At 59.9% G+C, this 25198-nt stretch carries 24 protein-coding genes and 1 tRNA gene; 15 read left to right on the top strand and 10 right to left on the bottom strand.

Annotation, left to right across the window (positions count from 1 at the left end; genetic code table 11):
- Positions 1–17: 17 nt before the first annotated feature.
- Entirely contained in the window at positions 18–743 is a 726-nt protein-coding gene (locus tag ACJ8HH_RS11915) for a lipoprotein (RefSeq protein ID WP_033655211.1), read from the bottom strand.
- 373 nt (positions 744–1116) lie between these two features.
- Here ACJ8HH_RS11915 and ACJ8HH_RS11910 point away from each other — a divergent pair, with 373 nt between their 5' ends.
- A complete protein-coding gene (locus tag ACJ8HH_RS11910) occupies positions 1117–1848 on the top strand; it encodes an ATP-binding protein (protein WP_033647963.1) in 732 nt (243 codons plus the stop codon).
- Between the two features lie 70 nt (positions 1849–1918).
- On the opposite strand, the gene spt is transcribed toward ACJ8HH_RS11910, so the two are convergent.
- From spt to ACJ8HH_RS11890, 4 genes are read right to left on the bottom strand one after another with little or no spacing between them, the layout of a single operon-like run.
- Positions 1919–3091, bottom strand: coding sequence for a serine palmitoyltransferase (spt, locus tag ACJ8HH_RS11905; RefSeq protein WP_004935542.1), 1173 nt, complete (start codon positions 3089–3091; stop codon positions 1919–1921).
- A complete protein-coding gene (locus ACJ8HH_RS11900) occupies positions 3078–3338 on the bottom strand; it encodes an acyl carrier protein (protein WP_015378483.1) in 261 nt (86 codons plus the stop codon). Before ACJ8HH_RS11900 ends, spt begins: the two co-directional genes overlap by 14 nt.
- Before the next feature lie 31 nt (positions 3339–3369).
- Positions 3370–4284 (bottom strand): NAD-dependent epimerase/dehydratase family protein, encoded by a 915-nt coding sequence (locus tag ACJ8HH_RS11895; protein ID WP_060451701.1) that lies wholly within the window; start codon positions 4282–4284, stop codon positions 3370–3372.
- Positions 4281–6020: a fatty acyl-AMP ligase gene (locus ACJ8HH_RS11890; protein ID WP_033655213.1), complete on the bottom strand. Its 1740-nt coding sequence runs from the start codon at positions 6018–6020 to the stop codon at positions 4281–4283. Before ACJ8HH_RS11890 ends, ACJ8HH_RS11895 begins: the two co-directional genes overlap by 4 nt.
- Before the next feature lie 737 nt (positions 6021–6757).
- On the opposite strand from ACJ8HH_RS11890, the gene ACJ8HH_RS11885 reads away from it, so the two are divergent.
- The 3 genes from ACJ8HH_RS11885 (at position 6758) to ACJ8HH_RS11875 (ending at position 9459) form a co-directional block, all read left to right on the top strand.
- Positions 6758–7882 carry a hypothetical protein gene (locus ACJ8HH_RS11885; protein ID WP_039565146.1) on the top strand — a complete coding sequence of 375 codons (1125 nt, stop codon included), beginning with the start codon at positions 6758–6760 and terminating at the stop codon, positions 7880–7882.
- 219 nt (positions 7883–8101) lie between these two features.
- Positions 8102–8467 carry a diacylglycerol kinase gene (locus ACJ8HH_RS11880; protein ID WP_033635218.1) on the top strand — a complete coding sequence of 122 codons (366 nt, stop codon included), beginning with the start codon at positions 8102–8104 and terminating at the stop codon, positions 8465–8467.
- A gap of 92 nt (positions 8468–8559) precedes the next feature.
- On the top strand, positions 8560–9459 hold the full coding sequence (locus ACJ8HH_RS11875; protein WP_033647959.1) for a LysR family transcriptional regulator: 900 nt from the start codon (positions 8560–8562) through the stop codon (positions 9457–9459).
- On the opposite strand, the gene ACJ8HH_RS11870 is transcribed toward ACJ8HH_RS11875, so the two are convergent.
- The gene (locus ACJ8HH_RS11870; protein WP_033647958.1) at positions 9434–10240 is read right to left on the bottom strand and encodes a substrate-binding domain-containing protein; all 807 of its coding nucleotides are present in this window, start codon (positions 10238–10240) and stop codon (positions 9434–9436) included. The genes ACJ8HH_RS11875 and ACJ8HH_RS11870 overlap by 26 nt on opposite strands.
- Before the next feature lie 27 nt (positions 10241–10267).
- Positions 10268–11563, bottom strand: a complete 1296-nt coding sequence (locus ACJ8HH_RS11865; protein ID WP_043147692.1) for an MFS transporter — start codon at positions 11561–11563, stop codon at positions 10268–10270.
- 439 nt (positions 11564–12002) lie between these two features.
- Between ACJ8HH_RS11865 and ACJ8HH_RS11860 the strand changes: the two genes are divergently transcribed.
- The 3 genes from ACJ8HH_RS11860 to ACJ8HH_RS11850 all read left to right on the top strand — a co-directional run bounded on the left by ACJ8HH_RS11860 (position 12003) and on the right by ACJ8HH_RS11850 (position 14280).
- Complete coding sequence (locus ACJ8HH_RS11860; protein ID WP_049213252.1) at positions 12003–12356, top strand: type II toxin-antitoxin system RelE/ParE family toxin; 354 nt, start codon at positions 12003–12005, stop codon at positions 12354–12356.
- 4 nt (positions 12357–12360) lie between these two features.
- Positions 12361–12663: an XRE family transcriptional regulator gene (locus ACJ8HH_RS11855; protein ID WP_033635213.1), complete on the top strand. Its 303-nt coding sequence runs from the start codon at positions 12361–12363 to the stop codon at positions 12661–12663.
- A 408-nt stretch (positions 12664–13071) separates the two neighbouring features.
- Complete coding sequence (locus ACJ8HH_RS11850; RefSeq protein ID WP_049235464.1) at positions 13072–14280, top strand: aldose 1-epimerase family protein; 1209 nt, start codon at positions 13072–13074, stop codon at positions 14278–14280.
- Positions 14281–14353: 73 nt separating this feature from the next.
- On the opposite strand, the gene ACJ8HH_RS11845 is transcribed toward ACJ8HH_RS11850, so the two are convergent.
- Positions 14354–14429 (bottom strand) — tRNA-Asn (locus tag ACJ8HH_RS11845).
- A 454-nt stretch (positions 14430–14883) separates the two neighbouring features.
- Between ACJ8HH_RS11845 and ACJ8HH_RS11840 the strand changes: the two genes are divergently transcribed.
- The 5 genes from ACJ8HH_RS11840 (at position 14884) to ACJ8HH_RS11820 (ending at position 19924) form a co-directional block, all read left to right on the top strand.
- Positions 14884–16002 carry a branched-chain amino acid ABC transporter substrate-binding protein gene (locus ACJ8HH_RS11840; protein WP_033647954.1) on the top strand — a complete coding sequence of 373 codons (1119 nt, stop codon included), beginning with the start codon at positions 14884–14886 and terminating at the stop codon, positions 16000–16002.
- Positions 16003–16127: 125 nt separating this feature from the next.
- Positions 16128–17042: an ABC transporter permease subunit gene (locus ACJ8HH_RS11835; protein ID WP_004928592.1), complete on the top strand. Its 915-nt coding sequence runs from the start codon at positions 16128–16130 to the stop codon at positions 17040–17042.
- A gap of 10 nt (positions 17043–17052) precedes the next feature.
- Positions 17053–18339, top strand: a complete 1287-nt coding sequence (gene livM, locus ACJ8HH_RS11830) for a high-affinity branched-chain amino acid ABC transporter permease LivM (protein ID WP_060451700.1) — start codon at positions 17053–17055, stop codon at positions 18337–18339.
- On the top strand, positions 18336–19211 hold the full coding sequence (locus ACJ8HH_RS11825) for an ABC transporter ATP-binding protein (protein WP_060451699.1): 876 nt from the start codon (positions 18336–18338) through the stop codon (positions 19209–19211). Before livM ends, ACJ8HH_RS11825 begins: the two co-directional genes overlap by 4 nt.
- On the top strand, positions 19208–19924 hold the full coding sequence (locus ACJ8HH_RS11820; RefSeq protein ID WP_033647952.1) for an ABC transporter ATP-binding protein: 717 nt from the start codon (positions 19208–19210) through the stop codon (positions 19922–19924). Before ACJ8HH_RS11825 ends, ACJ8HH_RS11820 begins: the two co-directional genes overlap by 4 nt.
- A gap of 30 nt (positions 19925–19954) precedes the next feature.
- Here ACJ8HH_RS11820 and ACJ8HH_RS11815 read toward each other — a convergent pair whose 3' ends face one another.
- Entirely contained in the window at positions 19955–20377 is a 423-nt protein-coding gene (locus ACJ8HH_RS11815; RefSeq protein ID WP_049195252.1) for a winged helix-turn-helix transcriptional regulator, read from the bottom strand.
- A gap of 86 nt (positions 20378–20463) precedes the next feature.
- Between ACJ8HH_RS11815 and ACJ8HH_RS11810 the strand changes: the two genes are divergently transcribed.
- Complete coding sequence (locus ACJ8HH_RS11810) at positions 20464–21411, top strand: aromatic alcohol reductase (protein ID WP_043147688.1); 948 nt, start codon at positions 20464–20466, stop codon at positions 21409–21411.
- Positions 21412–21428: 17 nt separating this feature from the next.
- On the opposite strand, the gene ACJ8HH_RS11805 is transcribed toward ACJ8HH_RS11810, so the two are convergent.
- Complete coding sequence (locus ACJ8HH_RS11805) at positions 21429–22115, bottom strand: aspartyl/asparaginyl beta-hydroxylase domain-containing protein (protein ID WP_033654946.1); 687 nt, start codon at positions 22113–22115, stop codon at positions 21429–21431.
- A 267-nt stretch (positions 22116–22382) separates the two neighbouring features.
- Here ACJ8HH_RS11805 and ACJ8HH_RS11800 point away from each other — a divergent pair, with 267 nt between their 5' ends.
- Positions 22383–23573 carry a sugar transporter gene (locus ACJ8HH_RS11800; protein WP_060421811.1) on the top strand — a complete coding sequence of 397 codons (1191 nt, stop codon included), beginning with the start codon at positions 22383–22385 and terminating at the stop codon, positions 23571–23573.
- A 174-nt stretch (positions 23574–23747) separates the two neighbouring features.
- Positions 23748–25142, top strand: coding sequence for an MFS transporter (locus ACJ8HH_RS11795; RefSeq protein ID WP_173585569.1), 1395 nt, complete (start codon positions 23748–23750; stop codon positions 25140–25142).
- Positions 25143–25198 lie beyond the last annotated feature (56 nt).

Below are 25198 nucleotides of genomic sequence, written 5' to 3'. Positions count from 1 at the left end.
AAAAGGTTATTTGGCGGCTAGGCATTGGCGGCCCTCAGCGATATTTTAACGGCGCGCAGAGACTCGTCGAAAATACGATTGGCTGGCTCGCGGCCGTCTAAATCCAATATGTTAGCGCCGTTAAACGTCAGGTGCGGGATGACGGCGATCTTTTCACGCAACGCCGCCAATGAGTGATCGGGTTTGCGTGAATAGGCCGTTTGTTCGTCAATATCCAGCCGAATTAATAATAAGGGCTGATAAGACGCCATCCATTGGTAGAGGTTTTGTTCGCGCTTTCTCAGCCAGCGGATCCAGCGATTGCCGCCGGCGGTTTTCGCCAGCTGCGGGCCATCGAAACGAAACCCCGCCACTTCGGCCTGCGGATAACGATCGGTGATCAGCAATGCGCCGCTGCGGCTTTTCTTCAGCATGCGACGGAATTTATAAACGCGCCAATAGGAGAGTAAAAAAATCACCAGCGCCGTGGCATTATCCGGCGGCGTGGAAGGGCGCTCATGCACGCGCTGCGACTTCTTCAATAAATAACGCCCGAAAGGGGCGCCAATAATCGGCAGCGAACTGATCCATTCGCCAATGCGCCCGGAAGACTGGCCGAGATAAAGCAGTTCGGCAGGTTCTTGCGGCGATAAGGCGTTGACCAGGCGGGCGGCTAACGTGGATTTTCCCGAGCCGTCACAGCCGGTTATCGCTATTACGCGCACGGGCGAGCGATCAGATGAAGGTCTTATCTGCTGACTCACAATAATTGATCCAATGCGAAAAAAACTATTGTATTCCAATACGCCTTGGGTTCAAGATATTTATTGTGCTTTGCTGCGATAAAATAATGAGATGGGAATTCCTGTTCGTTATTTGAATTGATATTTATGGCGTTCGTTCTTGTTATTTTGTGCTAATTGTTGGTGCGTGCGCCGGTTTCGCTTTTTATGTTAATTTCCGGCCGGGCTCACGGCGAAAAAAGAGCAGGGCTTTTCAATTTTCGCTTAATTTTTTGTGCTTTTTTGGCGTCGCGTTACGGAAAATTTTTTCCACGCGGCCGCCACGGCAATGATAAGCGGTAGTTCGCTTCAAATATGGCACGCCGTTTCTGGTGTATTGAAAGAGAGTCTTATTATGAGTGCAAAATTTCCGCCGCTGATTGCGGTTATCGGCAGCGACGGATCGGGTAAGTCCACCGTTTGTGAACATCTGATCGCGTATATGAAACATTATGGCCCGGCGGTGCAGGTGCATCTGGGCAAACAGGCGGGCAACGTCGGCCGCGCGGCGGCGAAGTTGCCGCTGCTCGGGCGCTCGGTGGGCAAGGCTATCGAGAGCAATACCAAAAAAGTCAAAACGAAAAAATCCCGCATTGGCCTGCTGCCGTCGGCGGTGATCATCGCTTTCGTGGGGCGGCGCTTGCTGCGGTTTCGCCGCATGCTGGCGTATCGGCGGCAAGGGTTCATCGTGTTGACCGACCGTTTTCCGCAGGCGCAGATCCCCGGCGCTTACGACGGCACGGTTTTTCCCGTCGACGTTGAAGGGAGCCGGTTTGTCCGTTGGCTGGCGGCGCGCGAGCGGGCGGCGTTCCAATGGATGGCGGGGCAAAAACCGGATCTGGTGCTCAAGCTGAATGTCAGTCTGGCGGTGGCCTGCGCGCGCAAACCCGATCACCGCAAAGCGGCGCTGGAGAAGAAGATCGCCGTCACGCCGTTATTGACGTTCGAAGGCGCCGACATCGTGGATCTCGATGCCGATCGGCCGATCGAGGAGGTGCTTTCGGCGGCGGAAAAAGCCATCGCGGAATTTATGGCGGCGCAGGGTTATCGCTATTCCGCTGAGGAAGTATCAACGGCTGCGCACTGAGGCGCGCATCGGTTCGGCAGGGCGGCGATGCCATTTTCGGCACCGCCGCCGCGGCCGAGAGGGAAAGGCCTTATTTTTTCAGCGCCGCAAAGGCGCGCACGATGGTGTCTATTTCTTCATCGCTGTGCGCGGCATTGACGCTGCAGCGCAGCAGGGTAACGCCCGCCGGCGCGGCCGGTGGCAGCACCAGGTTTACATACACGCCGTGGGCGATCAGCTCGCGCCAGAAACGCAGCCCTTCTTCCTTCGAACCGATCATCACCGGCACCACCGGGCTGATGCGCGGCCCCAGGGTATACCCCAGCTCGGCGAGGCCGTGGTACAGGCGGTGCGCGTTGCTCCACAGCTTTTCCCGCAGTTCGGGATGGCGCGCGATTTTTTGCAGCGCCGTGCGCACCGACGCGATGCTCGACGGCGACGGCGACGCGGTAAAGATATACGGCCGGCTGCTGTAGCGCAGCACGTCCATCCCCTTGCCGCCGACGGCGAAACCGCCGATCGAAGCCAGGCTTTTGCTGAAGGTGCCCAGGATGATATCCACGTCTTGCTCGACGCCCAGCGCTTCGGCCAGGCCGCGGCCGTGCTCGCCCATCACGCCGAAGGAGTGCGCTTCGTCGACCAGCAGATACCCGCCGAGCCGCCGCTTGATGTCGACGATTTCCACCAGCGGGGCGACGTCGCCCAGCATGCTGTAGATGCCTTCCACGATAATGATCGCCTCGCGCGCACGCTCGCCCAGGCGCACCATGCGGCGCTCCAGATCGGCGGCGTCATTGTGGCGGAAGCGAATAATCTCCGCGCCGCCGAGGGCGCAGGCGTCGTAAATGCTTGCGTGGCTGTCCGCGTCGATCAATACCACGGCGCCCGGCCCCGCCAGCGTGCTGATGACGCCCAGGTTGGCGGTGTAGCCGGTGGAGAATACGATGGCGCTCGGGCGATCGAAGAATTCCGCCAGCTCCCGTTCCAGCGTCAGGTGCGATCCGTAGCTGCCGTTCGCCATGCGCGAGCCGGTGGTGCCGGTGCCGAGCGCGGCCAGGGCCGCCTGGCCGGCGGCGATCGCCTGCGCATCGAACGTCAGGCCAAGGTAATTATTGGTGCCGGCGAGGACAATCTTTTGATCGCCGATGCGGCCCTGGGTGGCGGAATAGACTTCGTCGATACAGGTGCCGAACGGATTCAGACCGGACGTTTGAAATTGTTCGCGGTCATTGGCGAGGCGCGCAAACTTATCATACAGTCCCATGGTTTTTCTCCAGATAAGGGCGCAGCGCGTCAAGCAGTTGCTCAGGCGTTCTGACATCAAGCAATATATTGATAGGAATGGAGATATCTAATTCATCTTCCAGCATCATCAGCAGATCCAGGACTCTGATGGATTCCAGGCCAAGATCATTGACGAGATCGCTATCAGGTTTTATTTCCACTCCGCCTTCGACGATACCTTGCAAACACGTCAGGATATAATCCATTACAGCATCGCGATTTAGCATAAGAACGTTGACACACCTCTATTTGGAATAATTAAAACAGCCCTTCGCGCAGTGCGCGCTCCAAACTTACCTGTGGAAACCAATTAATCTGTTGCGACAGCGCGTGATTACTGGCGGACCAGTCGTGATGGGTTAATTCGCGTATTTTGCTGCGCGTCAGCATCGGCTCCTGTTTGACCAGGCGGTTCCACACCACGCTGATATCCGCCAGGGCTTTCAGCAGCGGCAGCGGAATGCCCACCAGGCGCACCGGCCCGTGACGCACGGCGGCGCCGATGTCCCGCAGGCGCAGCCAGTTATAGCCTTCGACCACACCGTCACACAGTTCGTAAATATTCGGCTGCGCGGGTTCGGCCTGTACCCATTGGCTGACCGCCTTGGCCAAATCGCTCACGTGCAGAAAAGAGAGCCTGGCGTCAGGCGCGCCCAGCCGGGGCAGCACGCCGCGCAGCAGGCCGTTGAACAGCGGTTTCAGCTCTTTATCGCCGGGCCCGTAAACCGCCGTTGGGCGGAAAATCCCCAGCGCGATATCGCCGCTGGCGGCAATGAGTTGCTGCTCGGCGGCCTGCTTTGAATGGGCGTACCACGACAGCGCCGGATGGCGGGCCGCCAGCGACGACATGAACAGGAAGCGACGGCAGCGGCCGTTCTGTTTGGCCGCCTGCATCAGGTTCAGGCTGCCGGTCACGTTGCAGCGGGTGAACACCGCTTCCGCATGCCCGCGCACCTGGCCCGCACAGTGCACGACGCACTCCGCGCCGCGCACCAGCTCGGTGAGCGAGGGCCGATCCTCCAGCGCGCCGGGGATCCACTGCAGGTTGTCGGCGGCGGCTTTTCCCGCGCGCCGCGTCAGGGCGCGCACGTTAAACCCTTGCGCCAGCAGTTCCTGGACGATGTGCCGGCCGATAAAACCGGTCGCGCCCGTCACTGCCACCGTGCCGCTCATTGCGCGAAACCGGCCAGCTGCGGCATGTGCGGGTAGAGCGAGGCGCTCAGCCAGCGTTTTTTGGCCTCCGCGCGCGCGGGTTTGCCCGACGACGTGCGGGGAATGCTGTGCGGCGGCAGCAGCTCGATGTCCACCGCGATGCCGAACTCGCTTTGAATGCGCGCGCTCAGCGAACGCACGATTTGTTCCCGGCGTTCTTCCGAGCTGACTCGGCACTGGATTTGCAAAATGATCCTGGCCGCTTCGTCGTGCTCTTCGGTTACGAAGGCGATCGCATCGCCGGAACGGATTTCCGGTTCGGATTCCGCGACGTACTCGATATCCTGCGGCCAGATATTGCGGCCGCGAATGATGATCAAATCCTTCTTGCGGCCGGTGACGTACAGATAGCCGTCCAGCAGGTAGCCCAGATCGCCGGTATCCATCCAGCCGGTCACCTGAATTTGCTGTTGGGACTCGTCGTCGCAGAAATAGCCGTTCATCAGGCTGGGGCCGGAGATCGTGATATGGCCGACCTGGCGTTCCGGCAGCGGTTGCCCGGTTTCGCTGCGGATCTCGATGCGGTGGCCGGGCAGCGCTCGGCCGCAGTTGACGAAGGTCGAGACGGCGCGGGTTTTCTTGCCGGGCGCGACCGCTTTACCCTCGTACTCCAAAATATCGCGGTCGACCGCGTTGGTTTGCGGGCCGGAGCAGGGATCGGAAAAACTCACCGCCAGGGTGTTCTCGGCCAGGCCGTAGCACGGCATGAAGGCTTTGCTGTCGAAGTTGATGCTGCTGAAGTGTTCGCCGAACTGGCCGAGCAGCTCGGCCGGGATCGGCTCGGCGCCCACGCCCGCGACCCGCCAGCTGGAAAGATCCAGATCGGCCAGCTCTTTGGCGTTGCTGCGACGCAGGCACAGATCGTAGCCGAACGGCGGGGCGACGGACACCGTACCGCGATTCTTGGCAATCAGTTTCAGCCACTGCATCGGGCGCATGGCGAAATCTTGCGTGCGCAGATAATCGACGGACAGCTGGGTCGCCACCGGCGTCAGCAGGAAACCGACCAGGCCCATATCGTGATAGAAGGGCAGCCACGAAACGCAGCGGTCGCCCGCGCGCAGCTTGATCCCGTCGCGACTGATCGCGTTCAGGTTCGCCATCGCCGCCCGCTGGGTAATGATCACGCCGCGTGGAAAGCGGGTGCTGCCCGAGGTGTATTGGAGATAGGCGATATCGTCGGGCGAAGGCGCCGGCAAGGCGATCTCCGGCTCCGGCAAGGCGTTAAAGTCCGCGTCGCTGAGGATGTGCAGCGCCGAGGTGTTTTCCGTGGCCGACGCGATCAGCGGCGTCCACTCTTCGCTGCTGACGATCGCCGCGGGGTTGCAGCTGGCGATCAGCCCTTTCAGCTTGGCGGTGTAGGAGTCGCGCTGGCCCACGCCCATCGGGATCGCCAACGGCACCGCCACCAGGCCGGCGTATTGGCAAGCGAAAAAGGCTTCGACGAATCCCGCGCTGGTTTCGGCGATAAGCGCCACGCGATCGCCTTTCTTGAGTTTCAGGGACAATAAACGCCGCGCGCCCGAGATCGCTTTTTGCTGTAGCGTGCGATATTCGAGAACGGTCACGAGTTGATTGCGACGGTCGTAAAAATTCATTCCCGTATTGCCCAGCGCCGCGTAATCCAACGCGTCCACTAAGGTGGGGAAGTCCGCATAGCGCATGGGAAGAGAATGAACGGAACTTGTTTCAGACATAGACAAACTTAGCCATAGATTAAAAATCACCAAAAGAGAGAAATCGCTCTTGGCGAGGTAATTGATGTTTTACTATGAATAGGTTTTGAATAAGTTTGTTATTCAACCATCTTCATTCCGCGAACAGCGTATATTGCCGTGCTTGAGGGCACGCCGGTTATTAACCGGGCAGAGCGTGAGTAGCCCGTGTTATCAGCCTTGAGCGGCACCCTGGCGATATACGAAAGGCTATTGTAATATCCGGGCAGCGCCGTTCTTTAGCCTGTCTCTTTCGGGCAGGAAATAACTGTCGGCTCATAGGTTATGACCTCATGCATGGCTATCTTGGAACTTAAACACTTCCTAAACAGTATGCCGCAAGAAATCCAAAAGTGAACGATTCATTTAAGGCTAATCTTAAAAAGAGCATTAAGTGGTAAAGATGGCGGCACACCTCCTGATTAAAGTCGGTACACTAAAAGCGGCGAGTTTCTTTTGCCGTAACAGCACGAAATAATAAAAGAGCACCATTAGCGTAGCCTGGCTGCGCCGCTTTCTGTTTCCTTTTTTATCAATTACGGACATCACAGGGTGAATGTCGGGTGCAATAATGCGCTGATTCACAGGGGGTAATATTCGGTTTTTCTTATCATTGAACCGGAGGCAATACACAATCCAATAAATGAGAACAGCATAAAAAATGCTAAAGGCGTTGTCGCGCGCTTATTTAATTATTTTATTAAAACGTAAGGCTATTTATGATCCGTGTTGAGAAAGTTCTGAGTAAACGCGAACTTAAAGAATTTATTGCTTTCCCCTCGCAACTGTTTCGCGATGATCCGAACTGGATTGAGCCGCTGCATGTAGAGCGCGAAGAGCACCTGTCAAAGAAGAATCCCGGCACCGACCATATTGAATGGCAGGCATGGGTGGCCAAAAAACAGGGCAAAGTCGTTGGGCGCATCACGGCGCAAATCGATGCTCTGCACCGGGAGTTGCATGGCGAGGATACCGGCCACTTCGGCATGATTGACGCCGTTGACGATCCCGCCGTTTTCAGCACCTTATTCACGGTGGCGGAGGAGTGGCTGAGGTCGAAAGGCGCGCGCAAAATCACCGGGCCGTTCAGCCTCAATATCAATCAGGAAAGCGGCCTGTTGGTCGAAGGGTTCGATACGCCGCCTTCCGCCCTGATGACGCACGCGAAGCCCTACTATGCGGCGCAAATAGCGCAGCAGGGCTACAGCGAAGGGATTGATTTGCTTGCCTATTGGATGAAAAGAACCGACCTGCATTTTTCGCCGTCGTTAACCCGGATGATGGATCAGGTGCGCAAAAAGGTGACCGTTCGCCGCCTCAACCGCAAGCGCTTTCGCGAGGAGATGCAGGTGCTGCGCGAGGTGTTCAACTCCGGATGGCAGCATAACTGGGGGTTTGTCCCGTTCACCGAGCACGAGTTCGCCACCATGGGGGATCAGCTGAAGTTTCTGGTGCCCGACGATATGATCCATATCGCCGAGGTGGATGGCGCCCCCTGCGCCTTTATCGTCGGTCTGCCGAACATCAACGAAGCGATTGCCGATCTGCAGGGCCGGTTATTGCCGCTTGGTTGGGCGAAGCTCTTGTGGCGGCTGAAAGTCAGCGGCGTGCGCACCGCGCGCGTGCCGTTGATGGGCGTGCGCCAGGAATATCAATTCAGCCGCATCGGGCCGATTATTGCGCTGCTGCTGATTGAGGCGCTGCGCGAGCCTTTCGCCAAGCGCAATATCGACGCGCTGGAAATGTCGTGGATCCTGGAAACCAATACCGGCATGCGGACGATTTTAGAACGCATCGGCGCGGTTCCCTATAAGCGCTACCGCTTATACGAGAAAACGCTTTAACCGGCTGATAACGCATCGCCTTTTCACGTTCTCAGAATAATAACCGCGCCGGGGCATTTTCGGGCGGTGCCGTTTCAGGGGCAGGGTGACGGCGCGTGAGTGAATGCAGCGCCTCCGGGAAGAGAACGGTTAAGGCCTTTAATTAATAAACTCGAGATAAATTCACGCCGCGTGATTTATTCGCGAGTGATTGTGGCAGTATTGACGAGAGCTGATTGCATGCCTGTGGAAAAGAAAAAAGGAATAAGCCGATTAACCTACAGCATAAGGAATTCCTGGGCCGGATTTATTGACGCCGTGCTTACCGAAGATGCGTTTCGCCAATTATTGGTTATTAACGCCATTTTACTGGTTGTTACATTTGGTTTAGATATTACAAATATAGAACGGCTGTTATTAATCGCCTGCAGTTTTCTGCTATTGGTGGTTGAGCTGCTTAATACGGCGATTGAAACCGTGGTCGATCGCATTTCGCTGGAATTACATCCGTTATCCAAACGCGCTAAAGATCTGGGCGGCGCTGCGCAGCTGGTGGCGGTGGTGATGACTATCATTATTTGGGGAATGGTGCTGCTGGGGCGATAAGGGCTTGGGTGGCTCAATTGCCAGGCCGGTTGCCATGGTGCTATAAGCGGTTATCATCGATGTTTTGCGTTCAGCAAGGAGAGTCGGCCGCTATGCCCGTGAATTTTGATCTCAACGATCTTTATGCCTTCCGCGCGCTGGTGGAGTACGGCAATTTTCGGCTGGCCGCGGAGTCCATCTGCCTGTCGCAGTCGGCCCTGAGCCGCAGGATTGAGAAGCTGGAAAACGCGCTGGGCAGCAAACTGTTCGATCGCACCACCCGGCGCGTGACGCTGACGCTGTACGGGCAGGCGTTTGCCGAGCGTTCGGATCAGCTGCTGATGAATGTCGAAGCGGTGTTGGCCGATATCGATAAGGTCAGCCAGGAGCGTACCGGGCTGGTCACCGTCGCCACGGTGCCGTCGGCGGCCTACTATTTCATGCCCGACGTGATACGCCGTTTCCGGCTTCGCTATCCGCGCGTGCGCGTTAAGCTGATCGACGGCAGCGCGGGCAATGTGATTGAGGCGGTCACCGGCGGCCAGGCTGACTTCGGCATCTGCTTTGCCGGGCGGCTGCAGCCTAACCTTGAATTTGTGCCGTTGGTGGGGGACGTTTACGTGGCCGCTTGCCGGCGCGACCATCCGCTCGCCGCTAAAAAGAGCCTCACCTGGCGGGAATTTTATCAGCAGGATTACGTGTCGCTGGATAAAACCTCCGGCAATCGCAATCTGCTCGATCAGCGCCTGGAACACCTCGTGCCGGAGCGCCCCAGCGTGTGCGAAACTCGCCATGTGACGACCATGCTGGGCATGGTTGAGGCGGGCATCGGCATTGCCGCCGTGCCCGCCATGTCGATGCCCGCTTCAGAGCATTCGGTGTTGACGTCGGTGCCGCTGGTCGAGCCGGTGGTGAAACGCACCGTGGGCCTGATCCGGCGCGGCGGCCGCATGCAGTCTTTCGTCGCCGCCGAGCTGGAAAAGCTGATTACTGAACGGTATCACTCTGCCTGACCGGCTGCTGCGCCGGCACGCTTCGCATGCCGGTCGCGCGAATGGTCGGCTGTGCCTGAGAGGAGGCGAGGAACTCCAGCAGCGCTTTGCCTTCGCGGCGATGTTCCGCCTTGGCCGTTACCGCGCCGGCGAAGCGGGTGATGTACTGCACGTTTTCCGGCAGTTCGCCGATAAAGGTGACGCCCGCCACGGGCAGCAATTCGCTGACCTGCTGGAAGCCCAACGCGTATTTCCCCTGCGCCACTTCAGAGGCCACCGGAATGCGCTCAACCATGTGCGCTTTTCCTTTCACCTGTTCCTCGATGCCCAGCTTTTTGAACAGTTGGCCGCTGATGTAGCGGCCGCTGGCGCTGTCGGAATAGACGAAAGAGTCGGCTTGCAGCAAGGCATTACGCAGCTCGGCATCCGTTTTTATCGCCGGCTTGGGCGCGCCCTGTTTCACCACCATGCCGATCGGCGAATCGGCCAGCTCCACGCGCGAACCCGGCTGGATCCAGCCGCCTTTGTCCAGTTGGGTCAGCGCGTCGCCCACCATGATCACCACATCGGCTTGCTCTCCGCGCGCCAGCCGCGCGGGGATCGCCTGCGGCGTTTTCCCCATGGAAGGGCCGGACACCAGAATGATTTTGTCGCCGCTTTGGGCTTCATATTCCGGGGCCAGTTTCTCCAGCGCGGCCTTGAAGCCGCCGGAGATCATCACGGTCACGTCTTTGGCCAGCGCCGCGGTGCTGAAGGAGGCGCACACCAGCGCGGCGAGGATCGAACGAGTGAGTTTTTGCATGGCATGATTCCTTATGGCGATGGCGCGTTAGCGTGCGGTTTGCAGCGGCATGGCGATGCGGCGATACAGATACAGCGTCGCCAGCAAGGCGCACAGCGCGGCGAAGCTCATCCAGTAGCCCGGTGAAGCCTTATCGCCGGTGTATTCGATCAACGCGGTGGAGATCACCGGCGTAAAGCCGCCGAACACCGCCGTCGCCAGGCTGTAGGCCAGCGAGAACCCGGCCACCCGCACTTCCGTTGGCATGATCTCGGTTAAGGCCGGGATCATGGCGCCGTTGTAGAGGCCGTAAATGAAGGACAGCCACAGCAGCACGGCCAGCATCATGCTGAAGCTGGGGGCGGCGGCGAGCAGGCTCAGCGCCGGGTAGGCGGTGGCCAGCGTCAGCAGCGTCATGGCGACCAGCACCGGTTTGCGGCCGAAGCGATCCGACAGCGCACCGCCGATGGGCAGCCAGATGAAGTTGGAAATCGCGACCAGTAAAGTGACCAGCAAGCTGTCAGAGGCGCTGAGCAACAGCACCTTTTTGCCGAAGGTCGGCGCATACACGGTGATCAGGTAAAACGCGGTGGTGGTCATGGCGACCATCAGCATGCCGGCCATCACCACCGGCCAGTTTTTCAGCAGGGTTTTAAACACGTCGCGCATCGCCAGGTGGTGACGGCGGGCGGTAAATTCCTGCGTCTCTTCCAGCTTGCGGCGCAGCAAGAAGATGAAGGGAACAATCAGGCAGCCGAACAGGAAAGGCAGGCGCCAGCCCCATTCGCGAATGGCGCTTTCTTCCAGCGCCGCATTGAGCGCGAAGCCCATTGCCGCCGCCACCATGATCGCCACCTGCTGGCTGCCGGACTGCCAGCTGGTGTAGAAGCCCTTACGGCCCGGCGTGGCGATTTCGGCCAGATAGACGGACACGCCGCCCAGCTCCGCACCCGCCGAGAAGCCTTGCAGCAGGCGCCCGCACAGCACCAGCAGCGGCGCCCAAAGCCCGATGCTCTGGTAAGAGGGGATCAATACGATCAGGAAGGTGCCCGCGGCCATGATCGACAGGGTGACGATCAGTCCTTTGCGGCGACCGACTTTATCGATGTAGGCGCCAAGCACGATGGCGCCAATGGGGCGCATCAGAAAACCGGCGCCGAATACCGCGAAGGTCATCATCAGCGAGGCAAATTCGCTGCTGGCCGGGAAAAAGGTGTGTGCGATGTAGGTAGCGTAAAAGCCGAACAGAAAGAAGTCGAACTGTTCCAGAAAGTTGCCGGAGGTGACGCGCAGGATCGCGCCGGCTTTGGCCCGGGTGGTCATGGGTGAGGTAGAGGAATGCATCTTTATCTCCAGTTTGTTATGGGCGCCTGACGCCGCGCCTGTTGCTGAAGACTCGCTCAGGAAAATAAACTAAATAAGCGCAATAAACGCATGGCGCGATGCGTTTGGCGCATCAATCGCCGTTAACAATGTTGCCTAACCCGATGTAACGTGGCGTTAACAAACTTATCGCTCACCGCCCGCTGCGCAGAGCGCCGAAAACGTTATGCGCATTTTGTGACAGGGTTCATAAAGGGGCGGCGGGGAAACGCCCGGTGCCTCTGACCGATTGTCCGTTACCGCTCGTAAAAAGGTGAATGTCTCGCACTGCGTTTGCAAAATGTCCGGATGTAAGTTCAGCCTTGCAGTAACCACGAATGCTTTTGCATGCCATTCTGACGCCTCTCTGCTATAGCTTTACATCTATATAGTTGTTGATCTATATTTGCAAGGAGGTCCCGTGTGGGAAATTAAAACAACGGATGCGTTTGATAACTGGTTTAGCTCACTCCACGATGCAGATCGGGCTGGCGTGCTTGCCACATTGATGATCCTGCGGGAAAAGGGGCCGGGGCTGCCCAGACCCTATGCCGATACGGTTAAAGGTTCGCGTTACAGCAATATGAAAGAGCTGCGCATTCAGAGCCATGGCGAACCGTTGCGGGCATTCTTCGCCTTCGATCCGTACCGTATCGGCATTGTACTTTGCGCGGGCAATAAAGCCGGCAATGAAAAGCGTTTTTACGATCGAATGCTTCAGATTGCCGATCGGGAATTCACGAACTGGCTGAACACATTAAACGAGAAGGAGTGACGCGATGGGCAGAACGCTGGAACAGCTTATTGCGGATGAAAAGCCCGAGGTCGTGGCCAAAGCGCAAGCGCTGGCGGCTGACATCATGCTGAACATCCACCTTGCCGAGCTGCGCGAGAAGGTGCAGAAAACGCAGGTTGAAATGGCGCAGGCGCTGGGTATCCGGCAACCGACCGTTGCAGTGATGGAAAAACCGGGCCGCGATCTGAAACTGTCTTCGCTCAAACGCTATGTTGAGGCGGCCGGCGGCAAGCTGCGCCTGGATGTTGAACTGCCGGACGGCTCTCACTACGAATTTGTGCTGTAAGCGCTAACGGCAAAAAAGCAAAAATCCCGCTCGGGTTTCCCTGAGCGGGCTGTTCGCAATATGGCGCCCCCGATATCAGGAGGCAGCCGTGAAAGCAAAGAGGCTCAAGGCGTGCTGGCTGTATGGGCGCTGCCGTTTGAGCCAGATAGCGTTAACAAGCCACCCGCCGTATCTTCGCGATAAACCATCCCCTGCTCAAAGCTGAAACGATACGACTTATGTTGATTAATCGCTCATTTAACGTGCAATAACTCAACGTGTTTCATTAAAACTGCGAACAAATTCGTATTTTTATCGCACTATTTATTCAAATATTCTCCCGGTGAAGTTCATCACATTTCTTTAACCTGCTTAACAGTAGATTTCTCTCGTGAGTAAAAAAATCGATTCAGCTAAAGGGGAAGGGAAATGAAGAAAACGTGGGTTATGGCGGTGTTTTCGGCCCTGATTTCAGGGCAGGTGGCGGCGCAGAGTTGGGTGCTGACCAGCGCTGAAGATGGCGTGGAGAAAGGAAACTGGAAGATTTCGAGTGAGGCGCTGAAGGTTAAGGATAAAACGTTCAGCATTGAGCAGAAAGTGTTGCACGGCGGCAAGCAAGAAGGCAGCAAAGTCGTGATTATCCGCAGCGAGGATGGCCTGACCATCACGCTGAGTCCCACGCGCGGCATGAACCTCCTGCGGGCGGAAGGATTTGGCGCGAAAATGGGGTGGGATTCTCCGGTCAAAGAGGTGGTCAACCCCGCCTTTATCAACCTGGAAAGCCGCAATGGGCTCGGCTGGCTGGAAGGTTTCAATGAGATGATGGTGCGCTGCGGCTATGAGTGGACCGGTCATCCGGTGACCGAAGGAGGGCAAATTTACACCTTGCACGGTAAAGCGGGCAATACGCCGGCCTCACTGGTTGAGGTTGAGGTAGCGGATACGGCGCCGTATGAAATTCGTATTCGCGGCCTGATCAAAGAGAGCACATTCAAAAAAGCCGATCTGCAAACCCTGACCGAACTGCGCTACGTACCCGGCAGCAACAGTTTCAGCCTGCATGATGTGTTAACCAACCGGGCGGATTATCCCCACGACTACCAGATTATCTACCACAGCAATTTCGGCGCGCCGATTCTGGAAAATGGCGCCCGCTTCCTGGCGCCGATGGCCAGCATCAGCCCGTTTAACGACTATGCCAAAGCCGGGTTGAAGACCTGGGGAACCTATGCCGGCCCCACCAAAGGGTTCGATGAAATGGTCTTTAACATTAAGCCATTATCGGATCCGAATCATCAGACACTGGCGGCGCTGGTCAATCACGCGGGCGACAAAGGGGTGGCGATTCAGTTCGATACCCGCCAATTGCCCGTCCTGACGCTGTGGAAGAATACCGATACGTTAAAACAGGGATATGTGACGGGGATTGAGCCGGGCACCAGCTATGCCTACCCGGTCACCATCGAGCGCGAACAAAAACGCGTTAAGCAATTGCAGCCTGGCGCCAGTGCGCAGTTTGATCTGACCTATACCTTGCTGCACAGCAAAGCGCAGGTGGCGGATCTGGAGAAGAAGATTGCTGATATTCAGGGTAAGGTAAAAATTGATGAAAATGCCGCGCCGATAGCCAAAGAGTAACGTTGCCTGTCGACGCATTTAGCGTGAAAGCAAAAAGCCCGCTCGGGTTTCCCTGAGCGGGCTTTTCTAAATATGGCTCCTCTGACTGGACTCGAACCAGTGACATACGGATTAACAGTCCGCCGTTCTACCGACTGAACTACAGAGGAATCGTGTGAACGGGGCGAATAATAGCGGGGCGCCTGGGGTTTGTCAAAGCGCTAAACTGCAAAAAAAGCGCGTTTGCTGAGGGAATGAGCACCTTGCGCTGTTTTTCGGCATTTTTCATCGCTATGCGCTGATTTTTGTATCCCAAATCGTTTTGACGTCGTTTGCACAAGCCGTTGCACGGCGATGGTGCAGGGTCACTCTCGCTATCCTGCACCTTCCCTCTTAGCCGTACGGCTTATCCCCCGTTAACCCCGTCAAACGCCGCGCCGCAACTGATATGTAGGATGAATAAGCAAATAATATGTATTCGTCGTCACAATGGCTGGATTTTTGCTTACCCATTTTTGGGGAATGCGACTGCGCTCTCAAGAAAATTATTTTCCCCGTCTACACATAAAGTGAAAGTTCCGCGCCCCAGGGCGTTCCGCTACACCAGTGCTGAGGAAGATAACAATGTCATCGAAATTGATAAAAAGTCCGCTCGCTGCTTTGCTCATCGGTTGTTTAGGTACGGCGTTTTCCGCGCAGGCCGATATCGTCATCGGCGTCGCCGGGCCGTTCTCCGGGCCTAACGCCACCTACGGCGATCAGTATTGGCGCGGCGCTTCTCAGGCGGCGGCGGACATCAACGCCGCCGGCGGCATCAAAGGGGAAAAAATCAAGCTGGTGCAGGGGGATGACGCCTGCGAACCGAAACAGGCGGTCGCGGTCGCCAACCGGCTGGTGGATCAGGAAAAGGTCTCGGCGGTGGTCGGCCACTTCTGCTCCTCTTCCACCATGCCCGCCTCCGAGGTGTATGACGAGGCCGGCATCATCGCCATCACCCCCGGCTCCACCAACCCGCAGATCACCGAGCGCGGCATGAAGACCATGTTCCGCATGTGTGGGCGCGACGATCAGCAGGGCGTGATCGCCACCAACTACATGCTGGACACCCTGAAGGCCAAGCGCATCGCGGTGATCCACGATAAAGACACCTATGGCCAGGGGCTGGCGGACGCGGCGAAGGCGGCGATGAACAAGCGCGGGGTCAAGGAAGTGCTGTATGAGGGGCTGTCGCGCGGCGAGAAAGACTTCAACGCGCTGGTGACCAAGATCGCCTCGGTCAAGCCGGACGTGGTCTACTTCGGCGGCTGCCATCCGGAAGCCGGGCCGCTGGTGCGCCAGATGCGCGAGCAGGGCGTGACCGCCAAGTTCTTCTCCGGCGACTGCGTGGTGACCGAAGAACTGGTGACCGCCGCCGGCGGGCCGCAGTACACCAACGGCGTGCTGATGACCTTCGGCAACGATCCGCGTCAGATCCCGGAAGGCAAGGCGGTGATCGCCAAGTTCCGCGCCAGCGGCTTTGAGCCGGAAGGGTACACCCTCTACTCCTACGCCTCGATCCAGGCGATCGCCGCCGCCTTCAACGCCACCGGCGGCAAAGACAGCGCCAAGGCCGCCGAATGGCTGAAGTCGCACGACGTTGACACCGTGATGGGCAAAAAAGCCTGGGACCAGAAGGGCGACCTGAAGGTCTCGGACTACGTGGTCTACCAATGGGATGACAAGGGCAAATATCACCAGCTGTAAACGGCCGAACCTTGAAGTTGTAACCCTATGACCGACGGGCTCGCCGCTCTGGCGAGCCCGTTCCGCGATGACCTTTGGGCCGCGTCGGACTGCGTTGGCGGCCTTACCAGGCGAGACTGCTCATTATGGATGTATTCTTTCTGCAACAGCTGATCAACGGCCTGACCCTCGGTGCGGTGTATGGCCTGATCGCCATCGGCTACACCATGGTTTACGGCATCATCGGCATGATCAACTTCGCCCACGGCGAGGTGTACATGATCTCCGCCTACCTGTGCGCCATCGGTTTGGCGCTGCTGTCGTTCTTCGGGCTGCACTCGTTCCCGCTGCTGATCCTCGGCACGCTGGTGTTCACCATCGTCATCACCGGGGTGTACGGCTGGGTGATCGAGCGCATCGCCTACAAGCCGCTGCGCAACTCCACCCGCCTGGCGCCCTTGATCTCCGCCATCGGCATGTCGTTAATCCTGCAAAACTACGCGCAGATAAGCCAGGGGCCGCGCCAGCAGGGCATCCCGACGCTGCTGAGCGGCGTGTTCCGCCTGGAGTTCGACGGCGGCGTGGTGCAGATCACTTACACCAAGGTGTTTATTCTGGTGGCGTCGCTGCTCGGCATGGCGATCCTCACCTACATCATTCAGCGCACCCGGCTGGGGCGCATCTGCCGCGCCACCCAGCAGGATCGCAAAATGGCTTCGATTCTCGGCATCAATACCGATCGGGTGATCTCGCTGGTGTTCGTGATCGGCGCCGCCATGGCCGGGCTGGCCGGGGTGCTGATCACCATGAACTACGGCACCTTCGATTTTTACGTCGGCTTTATCATCGGCATCAAGGCCTTCACCGCCGCGGTGCTGGGCGGCATCGGCTCGCTGCCGGGGGCCATGCTGGGCGGGCTGCTGCTCGGGGTGGCGGAGGCGCAGTTCGCCGGCATGGTGAACTCGGATTACAAGGACGTGTTCTCCTTCGGGTTGCTGGTGGCGATCTTGATCTTCCGTCCGCAGGGCCTGCTTGGCCGGCCGCTGATCGCCAAGGTTTAAGGAGAACGCCATGTCGCAATCCGTGATCAACGGCGGGCTGGACGTTAAACGCAGCCTGCTGGACGCCGTCTTGGCCGGGCTGATCGCCCTGATCGTGTTCGGGCCGATCGTCGGCATCGTGCTGAACGGCTACAGCTTCAACTTCGAGCCGCACCGGCTGGTGTGGATTATCGTCGCGGTGATGGCCGGGCGGCTGCTGCTGAGCCTGTTCCTGCAAACCGCGCCGGGGCGCAGGGTGCTGGCGCGCTTCGACGGCGGCAACGACGGCGTTTACGTGCGGCCGCTGGGCTATAAATCCAACCTGCGCTGGCTCCTGCCGCTGATGGCGGCGATCGCGCTGCTGTTCCCGTTCGTCGCCACCAAATACCTGCTGACGGTGGCGATCCTCGGCCTGATCTACGTGCTGCTCGGCCTGGGGCTGAATATCGTGGTCGGCCTGGCGGGGCTGCTCGATCTGGGGTACGTGGCGTTTTACGCCATCGGCGCCTACGGGCTGGCGCTGGGCTATCAGTACCTCGGGCTGGGATTTTGGGCGATGCTGCCGCTGGGGGCGCTGATGGCGGCGCTGGCCGGTGCGCTGCTGGGCTTTCCGGTGCTGCGCATGCACGGCGACTACCTGGCGATCGTCACGCTGGGGTTTGGGGAGATCATCCGGCTGGTGCTGAACAACTGGATGTCGCTCACCGGCGGGCCGAACGGCGTCTCGGTGCCGGCGCCGACGGTGTTCGGCCTGGAGTTCGGCCGCCGCGCCAAAGACGGCGGGGTGCCGATCCACGAGTTTCTCGGCATCGATTACAACCCCAACCTCAAGTTCATCTTCATCTACGCGGTGCTGTTTTTGGTGGTGCTGCTGGTGCTGTACATCAAGCACCGGCTGACGCGCATGCCGATCGGCCGCGCCTGGGAGGCGCTGCGCGAGGATGAGATCGCCTGCCGCTCTCTCGGGCTCAATCACGTGCTGGTAAAGCTGTCGGCCTTTATGCTGGGCGCCTCCACCGCCGGGCTGGCGGGGGTGTTTTTCGCCACCTATCAGGGCTTCGTCAACCCGACCTCGTTCACCTTCTTCGAGTCGGCGCTGATCCTGGCGATCGTGGTGCTGGGCGGCATGGGCTCCACCCTCGGCGTGGTGCTGGCGGCCTTCGTGCTGACGGTGGCGCCGGAGCTGCTGCGCAGCTTCGCCGAATACCGGGTGCTGCTGTTCGGCGTGCTGATGGTGGCGATGATGATCTGGCGGCCGCGCGGGCTGGTGCGCATCAGCCGCGCCAGCTTCGCCGAACGCAAGGGGGTGGCGCCATGAGCGACGCCATTTTGCGGGTGGAGCACCTGATGATGCGCTTTGGCGGCATCAAGGCGCTGAACGACGTCAATCTGGAGGTGGAGCGCGGCTCCATCACCGCCCTGATTGGCCCCAACGGCGCCGGCAAGACCACGGTATTCAACTGCCTGACCGGCTTTTACCGCGCCAGCGGCGGCGCGATCCTGCTCAATACCCACAAGCGGCCGACCGACGTGATCCGGGTGCTGGGGCAGAAGTTCCGCGCCGGCGACTGGATACGCCCGAAGCGGCTTGGCTCGCGTCTCTATTACAAGATGTTCGGCGGCACTCATTTGGTCAACCGCGCCGGGCTGGCGCGCACCTTCCAGAATATCCGTCTGTTCCGCGAAATGTCGGTGGTGGAGAACCTGCTGGTGGCGCAGCACATGCAGAGCAACCGCAACCTGATCGCCGGGGTACTGAATACGCCGGGCTACCGCCGGGCGGAGAGCGCCGCGCTGGATCACGCCTTCTACTGGCTGGAGGTGGTGGATCTGGTGGACTGCGCCAACCGGCTGGCGGGGGAGATGTCCTACGGCCAGCAGCGGCGGCTGGAGATCGCGCGTGCCATGTGCACCGCGCCGGAGATGATCTGCCTCGACGAACCGGCCGCCGGGCTGAACCCGGTGGAAACGGCCACGCTGAGCCGCATCATCCGTTTCCTGCGCCAGCATCACGGCATCACGGTGCTGCTGATCGAGCATGACATGGGCATGGTGATGGAGATCTCCGATCGGGTGATCGTGCTCGATCACGGCGACGTGATCGCCCGCGGCACGCCGCAGGAGATCCAGCACAACGAGGCGGTGATCGCCGCCTACCTGGGCGCGGACGAAGAGGAGCTGGCGGGATGAGCGAAGCGATGCTGGAATTTCGCGAAGTGGACGTGTTTTACGGGCCGATCCAGGCGCTGCGCAAGGTGTCGCTGCAGGTCAACGCCGGGGAGACGGTGGCGCTGATCGGCGCCAACGGCGCGGGCAAGTCCACGCTGTTGATGTCGATCTTCGGCCAGCCGCGCATCGCCGGCGGGCAGATCCTGTTTGGCGGCGAGGACATCAGCCGCCGCTCCACGCACTACGTGGCGGCCGGCGGAATCGCGCAAGCGCCGGAAGGGCGGCGCATCTTTCCGGACATGAGCGTGGAGGAGAACCTGCTGATGGGCACCATCACCGTCGGCAACCGCTATCTGGCGGAGGATCTGCAGCGCATGTTCGAGCTGTTTCCGCGCCTCAAGGAACGGCGCAACCAGCGAGCGATGACCCTGTCCGGCGGCGAGCAGCAGATGTTGGCGATTGCCCGCGCGCTGATGAGCCGGCCGAAGCTGCTGCTGTTGGACGAGCCGAGTCTGGGGCTGGCGCCGATCGTGGTGCGGCAGATCTTCGGCGTGCTGCGCGAGCTGACCCGCAGCGGCATGACGCTGTTTCTGGTGGAGCAGAACGCCAACCACGCGCTGAAGCTGTCCGATCGCGGTTATGTGATGGTCAACGGCCAGATCCGCCTCACCGGCAGCGGCCAGGAGCTGTTGAACGATCCGGAGGTGAGAAAGGCCTATCTGGGTGGCGGCTGAACGCCGCCCTTTGGGCAGGGAGGACCGCAGTCATCTCTCGGTGGCGTGACGTTCTTGATCATCGTAGTGCGAGCGGGCCGCCCTGAAGGCATCGGCGGAGGCGATAATCCACGACCAGAGCGGCAGCATGTTGAGCAGCATCTCTTCCCCCGCGTCGGTGATGGTGTAAACCACGCGGGGCAGCTTTTCCTGATAATCGCAGCGCGATATCAACCCGTCCCGCTCGAGATGGCGCAGCGTCCGCGTCAGCATTCTCTGCGTCACGCCCGCTAATTGGCGGCCTATTTCGCCGTGGCGCAGCGGCCCGTGGGTGCCCAGGATATGCAATACCCCCAGCGACCAACGGTTGCCCGCATGCGCGAGGACCTCACGCTTCAACCCTTCATCGTCGTCGCTCAATTCTTCACAGAACGCCTGCGAAAATTGCAACAGCGCTTCCCGAACGCTCGTCATATTCATCTCCAGTATCACGCGTGTACCTAATTGAACCCGTTTTTGTCAGCTGTCAGGATGGCGCAGTGTCAAGACAGGAGGCAAGAATGAAATCCACAAATCCATCCATCAATACCGTGCTCATACTCGGCGCCGGTGAACTGGGGCTGCCGGTATTGCGCGCGATGAGCCGGCAGGCCCGGTTACACCACGCTTTAAAAATCAGCGTGCTCCTCCGGCCGGAGGCCGCTCGCGCCGTCACCGGCCCGCATCGGGCGCGGCGGGATGCGCTGGCGCGGCTCGGTATCGCTGTAGTGGAAGGCGATCTGCAGCAAAACAGCGTGGATGAGCTGAGCGCGCTGCTGCGTTGCTTTGACGCGGTGATCAACTGCAGCGGCTTTGTCGGCGGGGCGGGCACGCAGATAAAGATCACCTGGGCCGTTTTGCAGGCGGGCGTGGCGCGTTACTTCCCGTGGCAGTTCGGCGTGGACTACGATGTTGTCGGCACAGGCAGCGGGCAACAGGTGTGGGATGAACAGCTCGAAGTGCGCCATCTGCTGCGTGCGCAGAAGGCGACGGAGTGGGTGATTGTTTCCACGGGTATTTTCACCAGCTACCTGTTTGACTCGGGTTTTGGCGTGGTGGATGCGGCAACCAAAACGGTGCGCGCGCTGGGCGACTGGGGCTACGCGGTGACGCTGACCACCCCCGAGGACATTGGCCGGCTGACGGCCGCGATTTTTTTCCATCGGCCCGCGTTTCGCAACCAGGTGGTCTATATCGCCGGGGACACGCTGACCTACCGCGAGCTTGCCGATGTCATGCAGGCGCACTGGGGCGTAGAGGTCAACAGAGTCCTGTTGGACAAAGAGCGGCTGCAGGAGGAGGTGCGTAACCATCCGCGTGACGTCGGCGCCAAATACCGGCTGGCTTTCGCCCGGCCCGACGGCGTGGCCTGGGATAAGGCGAAAACCTTCAATGCGCGCCAGGGCATAGCCACCACCACCACCGAGCAGTGGCTGGCGCAGCAATGCCCGACCTCTCAGGACGGTTAAGCGCCTGAGCGCCGCAGTCAGAACTGTTTCTGCATCCAGCGCACGTTCAGCCGCACCAGGGCGATGATGGCGCTGGAGAGCAGCCGCAGCCCGCCGGGCATGTCGCGGCGGCGGATGTCCAGCAGCAGCACGGTGCGCACCTGCGGGCTGTCGTTCCACACTTCGTGTTCGAAGGTGTCGTCCCACAGCATGAACTCCCCCTCGTGCAGCCGGTATTCGCGGCCGTCCACTTTCAGCACCGCCGCCGGCGCGCCGTCGGCGCGTTTGGGCATGTCCAGCACCAGATAGCCGCGCAGAATGCCGCGAAACGGCCCGCGGTGGGGCGGCACCTGCTTGCCGGGCGCCAGGAAGGAGAGCGAGGCGGACAGCACGTCCGGGGACGAAGCGATTAACGCCGCCAGCGTCGGGCAGCGCGCCAGGTTGCGGGCGATCGGCTGGCCGTAGGCCTTCATGATGAACATGCGCCAGTCGCGCGCGTCGTTGGCGGAAATCGACGCCTGCTGGATCATGATCTCGTGAAAGCGGGGAATATTGTGCAGATCGTGGGCGACGGTCAGCGCCTCTTCGCGGATCTGCCGCCACTGGGCGGTGAAACGTTCGGCGTCGGGGAACAGCGCGGCGCTGTCGAGCACCGGCTTGCCCTGAATGCGGCGATCGTAAACATTGCGCAATGCGAGCACGGACCAATCATAAATCGCGGACATAATGACCTCGCCTCAGAAAACGCCAAATGGACACTGCGCGCAGTTCTTCGGCGCGGCGCGTCGTCTGCGGCGGCCGGGGGGAAGAGCGGCAGGAAAAATTGGTACGCTTCAATAGATTAGCACAGCATTTGTGCAACCGTGTGTCTGCGAATGTGTCGAAATGCGGCGAAAAAAACCACACAATTAAAGTGTGACGCGTATCGCATTTAGCGGGCCGGTTGGTTAAAATATCGCTACTTGCCCGCACCTGTCCGGATTTTGTTTACCATGGAACATGCTCCCGTTTCGCGCTCAACCGCCTGGTTGCGCGTGGTTATCCTCGCCGTCTCGGCCTTTATCTTCAACACCACCGAATTTATTCCGGTCGGTCTGTTGAGCGACATCGCCGCCAGCTTCTCGATGCAAACCGAACAGGTCGGCCTGATCATCACCATCTACGCCTGGATCGTCGCCGCCGCCTCATTGGCGTGCATGCTGCTGACCAGCAAAATCGAGCGCCGCAAGCTGCTGATCGGCGTGTTCATGCTGTTTATCGCCAGCCACGTGCTGACCGCCGTGGCCTGGAACTTCACCACGCTGGTCATCTCGCGCGCCGGCGTGGCGCTGGCGCACTCGGTGTTCTGGTCGATCACCGCTTCGCTGGCGATCCGCGTGGCGCCGCCGGGCAAGAAAGCCCAGGCGCTGAGCCTGCTGGCGGGCGGTACCGCGCTGGCGATGGTGCTCGGGCTGCCGCTCGGGCGGGTGGTGGGGCAACTGCTCGGCTGGCGCATGACCTTTATCGGCATCGCGGTGTGCGCCACCCTGGCGCTGGTGCTGCTGTGGCGCCTGCTGCCGGTGCTGAAAAGCGAGCACTCCGGTTCGCTGGCCAGCGTGCCGCTGCTGTTCAAACGCCCGGCGCTGCTGGCTCTGTACATGCTGACCGTCATCGTGGTGACGGCGCATTTCACCGCCTACAGCTACATCGAGCCGTTTATCCAGACCGTGGCCGGGCTGTCGGAGAACTTCACCACGCTGATGCTGCTGCTGTTCGGCGCCGCCGGCATCGTCGGCAGCCTGCTGTTCAGCCGCTACAGCGAGCGTTTTCCTTCCGGCTTCTTTATCGGCGCCATCGCGCTGCTGGCCTTGAGCCTGCTGCTGTTGTTGCCGGCCGCCGGCAGCGAAAGCCACCTGACGGTGCTGTGCATCTTCTGGGGCATGGCGATCATGGCCATCGGCCTGTCGATGCAGGCCAAAGTGCTGAGCCTGGCGCCGGACGCCACCGACGTGGCGATGGCGATCTTCTCCGGCCTGTACAACTTCGGCATCGGCAGCGGCGCGCTGCTGGGCAACCAGGTAAGCCTGCATCTGGGCATGGGCAACATCGGCTTCGTCGCCGCGCCGCTGGCGCTGATCGCCCTCGGCTGGTGCCTGCTGAGCTTCTACCGCAGCGAACGGCTGCAGCAGCACCCCAGCCGTTAAGCCACCGATTCGGGATGCCGCTACGGCATCCCGCGTTGCATTTTCCTGCTATAAAACAGGCTGCTGCAGCGTTTTATGCTTAACTTTTTTTCATAGTCTGCTAATTAAAAATTTAACTCCGACGCCGCTTCGCTAGCATAGAAAGTCATCAAAAATGTTAATGCGAGGTTAACGGTGAGTGACTCTGTAGCGGCGTCGCCGATCCATGCGCGGGATCTGGCGGCCAGAATCGACGCCTTGCCCGCGTCGGCCGGCCTGTGGCGCTTTATCATTCTGCTGTCGCTGGGCGGCTTTTTCGAACTCTACGATCTGTTCCAGACCGGCTATATCAGCACCGGCCTTATCGCCGACGGCATTTTCCACACCGGCGCGCAGGGCGTCTTCGGCGTATCGGACCAGGCGGCCTTCGCCTCCGCCACCTTTCTTGGCCTGTTCGTCGGCGCCAGCCTGCTGAGCCCGTACGCCGATCGCTTCGGCCGCCGCGCCACCTTTATGTTCGCCCTGATCTGGTATGGCGCCTTCTCGCTGCTGCTGGCGTTTCAACAGCAGGCGGAGTGGGTGATCTTTCTGCGCTTTCTGGTGGGCGTCGGGCTCGGCATTGAGCTGGTGACCATCGACACTTATCTGACGGAGTGGGTGCCTGCGCATCTGCGCACCCGGGCTTTCGCCTTCGCGTTCTTCGTGCAGTTCCTGTCGGTGCCGGCGGTGGCGTTGATGTCCTGGTGGCTGGTGCCGCAGACGATTTGGGGCCTGAGCGGCTGGCGCTACGTGGTGATCGCCGGCGCGCTGGCCTCGCTGGTGATCTGGCTGGTGCGCAAGGGGCTGCCGGAGTCGCCGCGCTGGCTGGTGCAGCAGCGGCGCTATGCGCAGGCCCGGCAGGTGATGCGGGATATGGAACGGCGCTGCGGCGTGACGGCTACGGACTTCCCGTCGCGCCCGGTGGACGATGCTGAGGGGGCGCCGCTGCGCGGCCGCTTTCGCGACATCTGGGCGCCGCAGTATCGCGATCGCACGCTGATGCTGGTGGTGATGAATTTCTTTCAGGCCATCGGCTTCTTCGGCTTCGGCAACTGGTTGCCGGCGCTGCTGTCGGGCAAGGGCGCATCGGTCACCCACAGCCTGCTGTACGCTTTCTTCATCACGCTGGCCTACCCGCTGGGCTCGCTGCTGTGCAGCTTCTACGCCGACAAGATGGAGAATAAGTGGCAGATCGTGTTGTCTTGCCTGGTGACGGTGGTCTTCGGCTCGCTGTTCGCGCTGCAGAACAACCCGCTGTGGCTGATCCTGTGCGGCTTCTTCATCACCTGGTCCAACGCCTGGCTGACCTACAGCTACCACTCGTATCAATCCGAGATCTTCCCGACCCATATTCGCGCCCGCGCCGTCGGTTTCTGCTACTCCTTCAGCCGGCTGTCGACGGTGTTCAGCAGCATCATCATCGGCATTATCCTGCAGTACGGCGGCTCGCTGGGGGTGATCGCGTTTATCGTCGCCAGCATGCTGATCGTGATGCTGGTGATCGGGCTGTTCGGCCCGAAAACGCGCGGTATCGATCTGGAAAACATCTGACGTTTTGCGCCGGCGGCGACGCCGGCCTCTTCAGCAAAAAAACTCGCGATCATGCG

Source organism: Serratia sp. CY32780 (genome assembly GCF_052169135.1).
GTDB lineage: Bacteria > Pseudomonadota > Gammaproteobacteria > Enterobacterales > Enterobacteriaceae > Serratia > Serratia sarumanii.
Note: the sequence above shows the minus strand (reverse complement) of the source record. Positions and strands in the feature narration are given on the sequence as shown.

Excerpts from the sequence above, each read along its gene's own strand:
- ACJ8HH_RS11910 (WP_033647963.1), top strand. The coding sequence starts at position 1,117 with ATGAGTGCAAAATTTCCGCCGCTGATTGCGGTTATCGGCAGCGACGGA.
- spt (WP_004935542.1), bottom strand. The coding sequence starts at position 3,091 with ATGGGACTGTATGATAAGTTTGCGCGCCTCGCCAATGACCGCGAACAA.
- ACJ8HH_RS11900 (WP_015378483.1), bottom strand. The coding sequence starts at position 3,338 with ATGCTAAATCGCGATGCTGTAATGGATTATATCCTGACGTGTTTGCAA.
- ACJ8HH_RS11895 (WP_060451701.1), bottom strand. The coding sequence starts at position 4,284 with ATGAGCGGCACGGTGGCAGTGACGGGCGCGACCGGTTTTATCGGCCGG.
- ACJ8HH_RS11890 (WP_033655213.1), bottom strand. The coding sequence starts at position 6,020 with ATGTCTGAAACAAGTTCCGTTCATTCTCTTCCCATGCGCTATGCGGAC.
- ACJ8HH_RS11885 (WP_039565146.1), top strand. The coding sequence starts at position 6,758 with ATGATCCGTGTTGAGAAAGTTCTGAGTAAACGCGAACTTAAAGAATTT.
- ACJ8HH_RS11880 (WP_033635218.1), top strand. The coding sequence starts at position 8,102 with ATGCCTGTGGAAAAGAAAAAAGGAATAAGCCGATTAACCTACAGCATA.
- ACJ8HH_RS11875 (WP_033647959.1), top strand. The coding sequence starts at position 8,560 with ATGCCCGTGAATTTTGATCTCAACGATCTTTATGCCTTCCGCGCGCTG.
- ACJ8HH_RS11870 (WP_033647958.1), bottom strand. The coding sequence starts at position 10,240 with ATGCAAAAACTCACTCGTTCGATCCTCGCCGCGCTGGTGTGCGCCTCC.
- ACJ8HH_RS11865 (WP_043147692.1), bottom strand. The coding sequence starts at position 11,563 with ATGCATTCCTCTACCTCACCCATGACCACCCGGGCCAAAGCCGGCGCG.
- ACJ8HH_RS11855 (WP_033635213.1), top strand. The coding sequence starts at position 12,361 with ATGGGCAGAACGCTGGAACAGCTTATTGCGGATGAAAAGCCCGAGGTC.
- ACJ8HH_RS11850 (WP_049235464.1), top strand. The coding sequence starts at position 13,072 with ATGAAGAAAACGTGGGTTATGGCGGTGTTTTCGGCCCTGATTTCAGGG.
- ACJ8HH_RS11840 (WP_033647954.1), top strand. The coding sequence starts at position 14,884 with ATGTCATCGAAATTGATAAAAAGTCCGCTCGCTGCTTTGCTCATCGGT.
- ACJ8HH_RS11835 (WP_004928592.1), top strand. The coding sequence starts at position 16,128 with ATGGATGTATTCTTTCTGCAACAGCTGATCAACGGCCTGACCCTCGGT.
- livM (WP_060451700.1), top strand. The coding sequence starts at position 17,053 with ATGTCGCAATCCGTGATCAACGGCGGGCTGGACGTTAAACGCAGCCTG.
- ACJ8HH_RS11825 (WP_060451699.1), top strand. The coding sequence starts at position 18,336 with ATGAGCGACGCCATTTTGCGGGTGGAGCACCTGATGATGCGCTTTGGC.
- ACJ8HH_RS11820 (WP_033647952.1), top strand. The coding sequence starts at position 19,208 with ATGAGCGAAGCGATGCTGGAATTTCGCGAAGTGGACGTGTTTTACGGG.
- ACJ8HH_RS11815 (WP_049195252.1), bottom strand. The coding sequence starts at position 20,377 with ATGACGAGCGTTCGGGAAGCGCTGTTGCAATTTTCGCAGGCGTTCTGT.
- ACJ8HH_RS11810 (WP_043147688.1), top strand. The coding sequence starts at position 20,464 with ATGAAATCCACAAATCCATCCATCAATACCGTGCTCATACTCGGCGCC.
- ACJ8HH_RS11805 (WP_033654946.1), bottom strand. The coding sequence starts at position 22,115 with ATGTCCGCGATTTATGATTGGTCCGTGCTCGCATTGCGCAATGTTTAC.
- ACJ8HH_RS11800 (WP_060421811.1), top strand. The coding sequence starts at position 22,383 with ATGGAACATGCTCCCGTTTCGCGCTCAACCGCCTGGTTGCGCGTGGTT.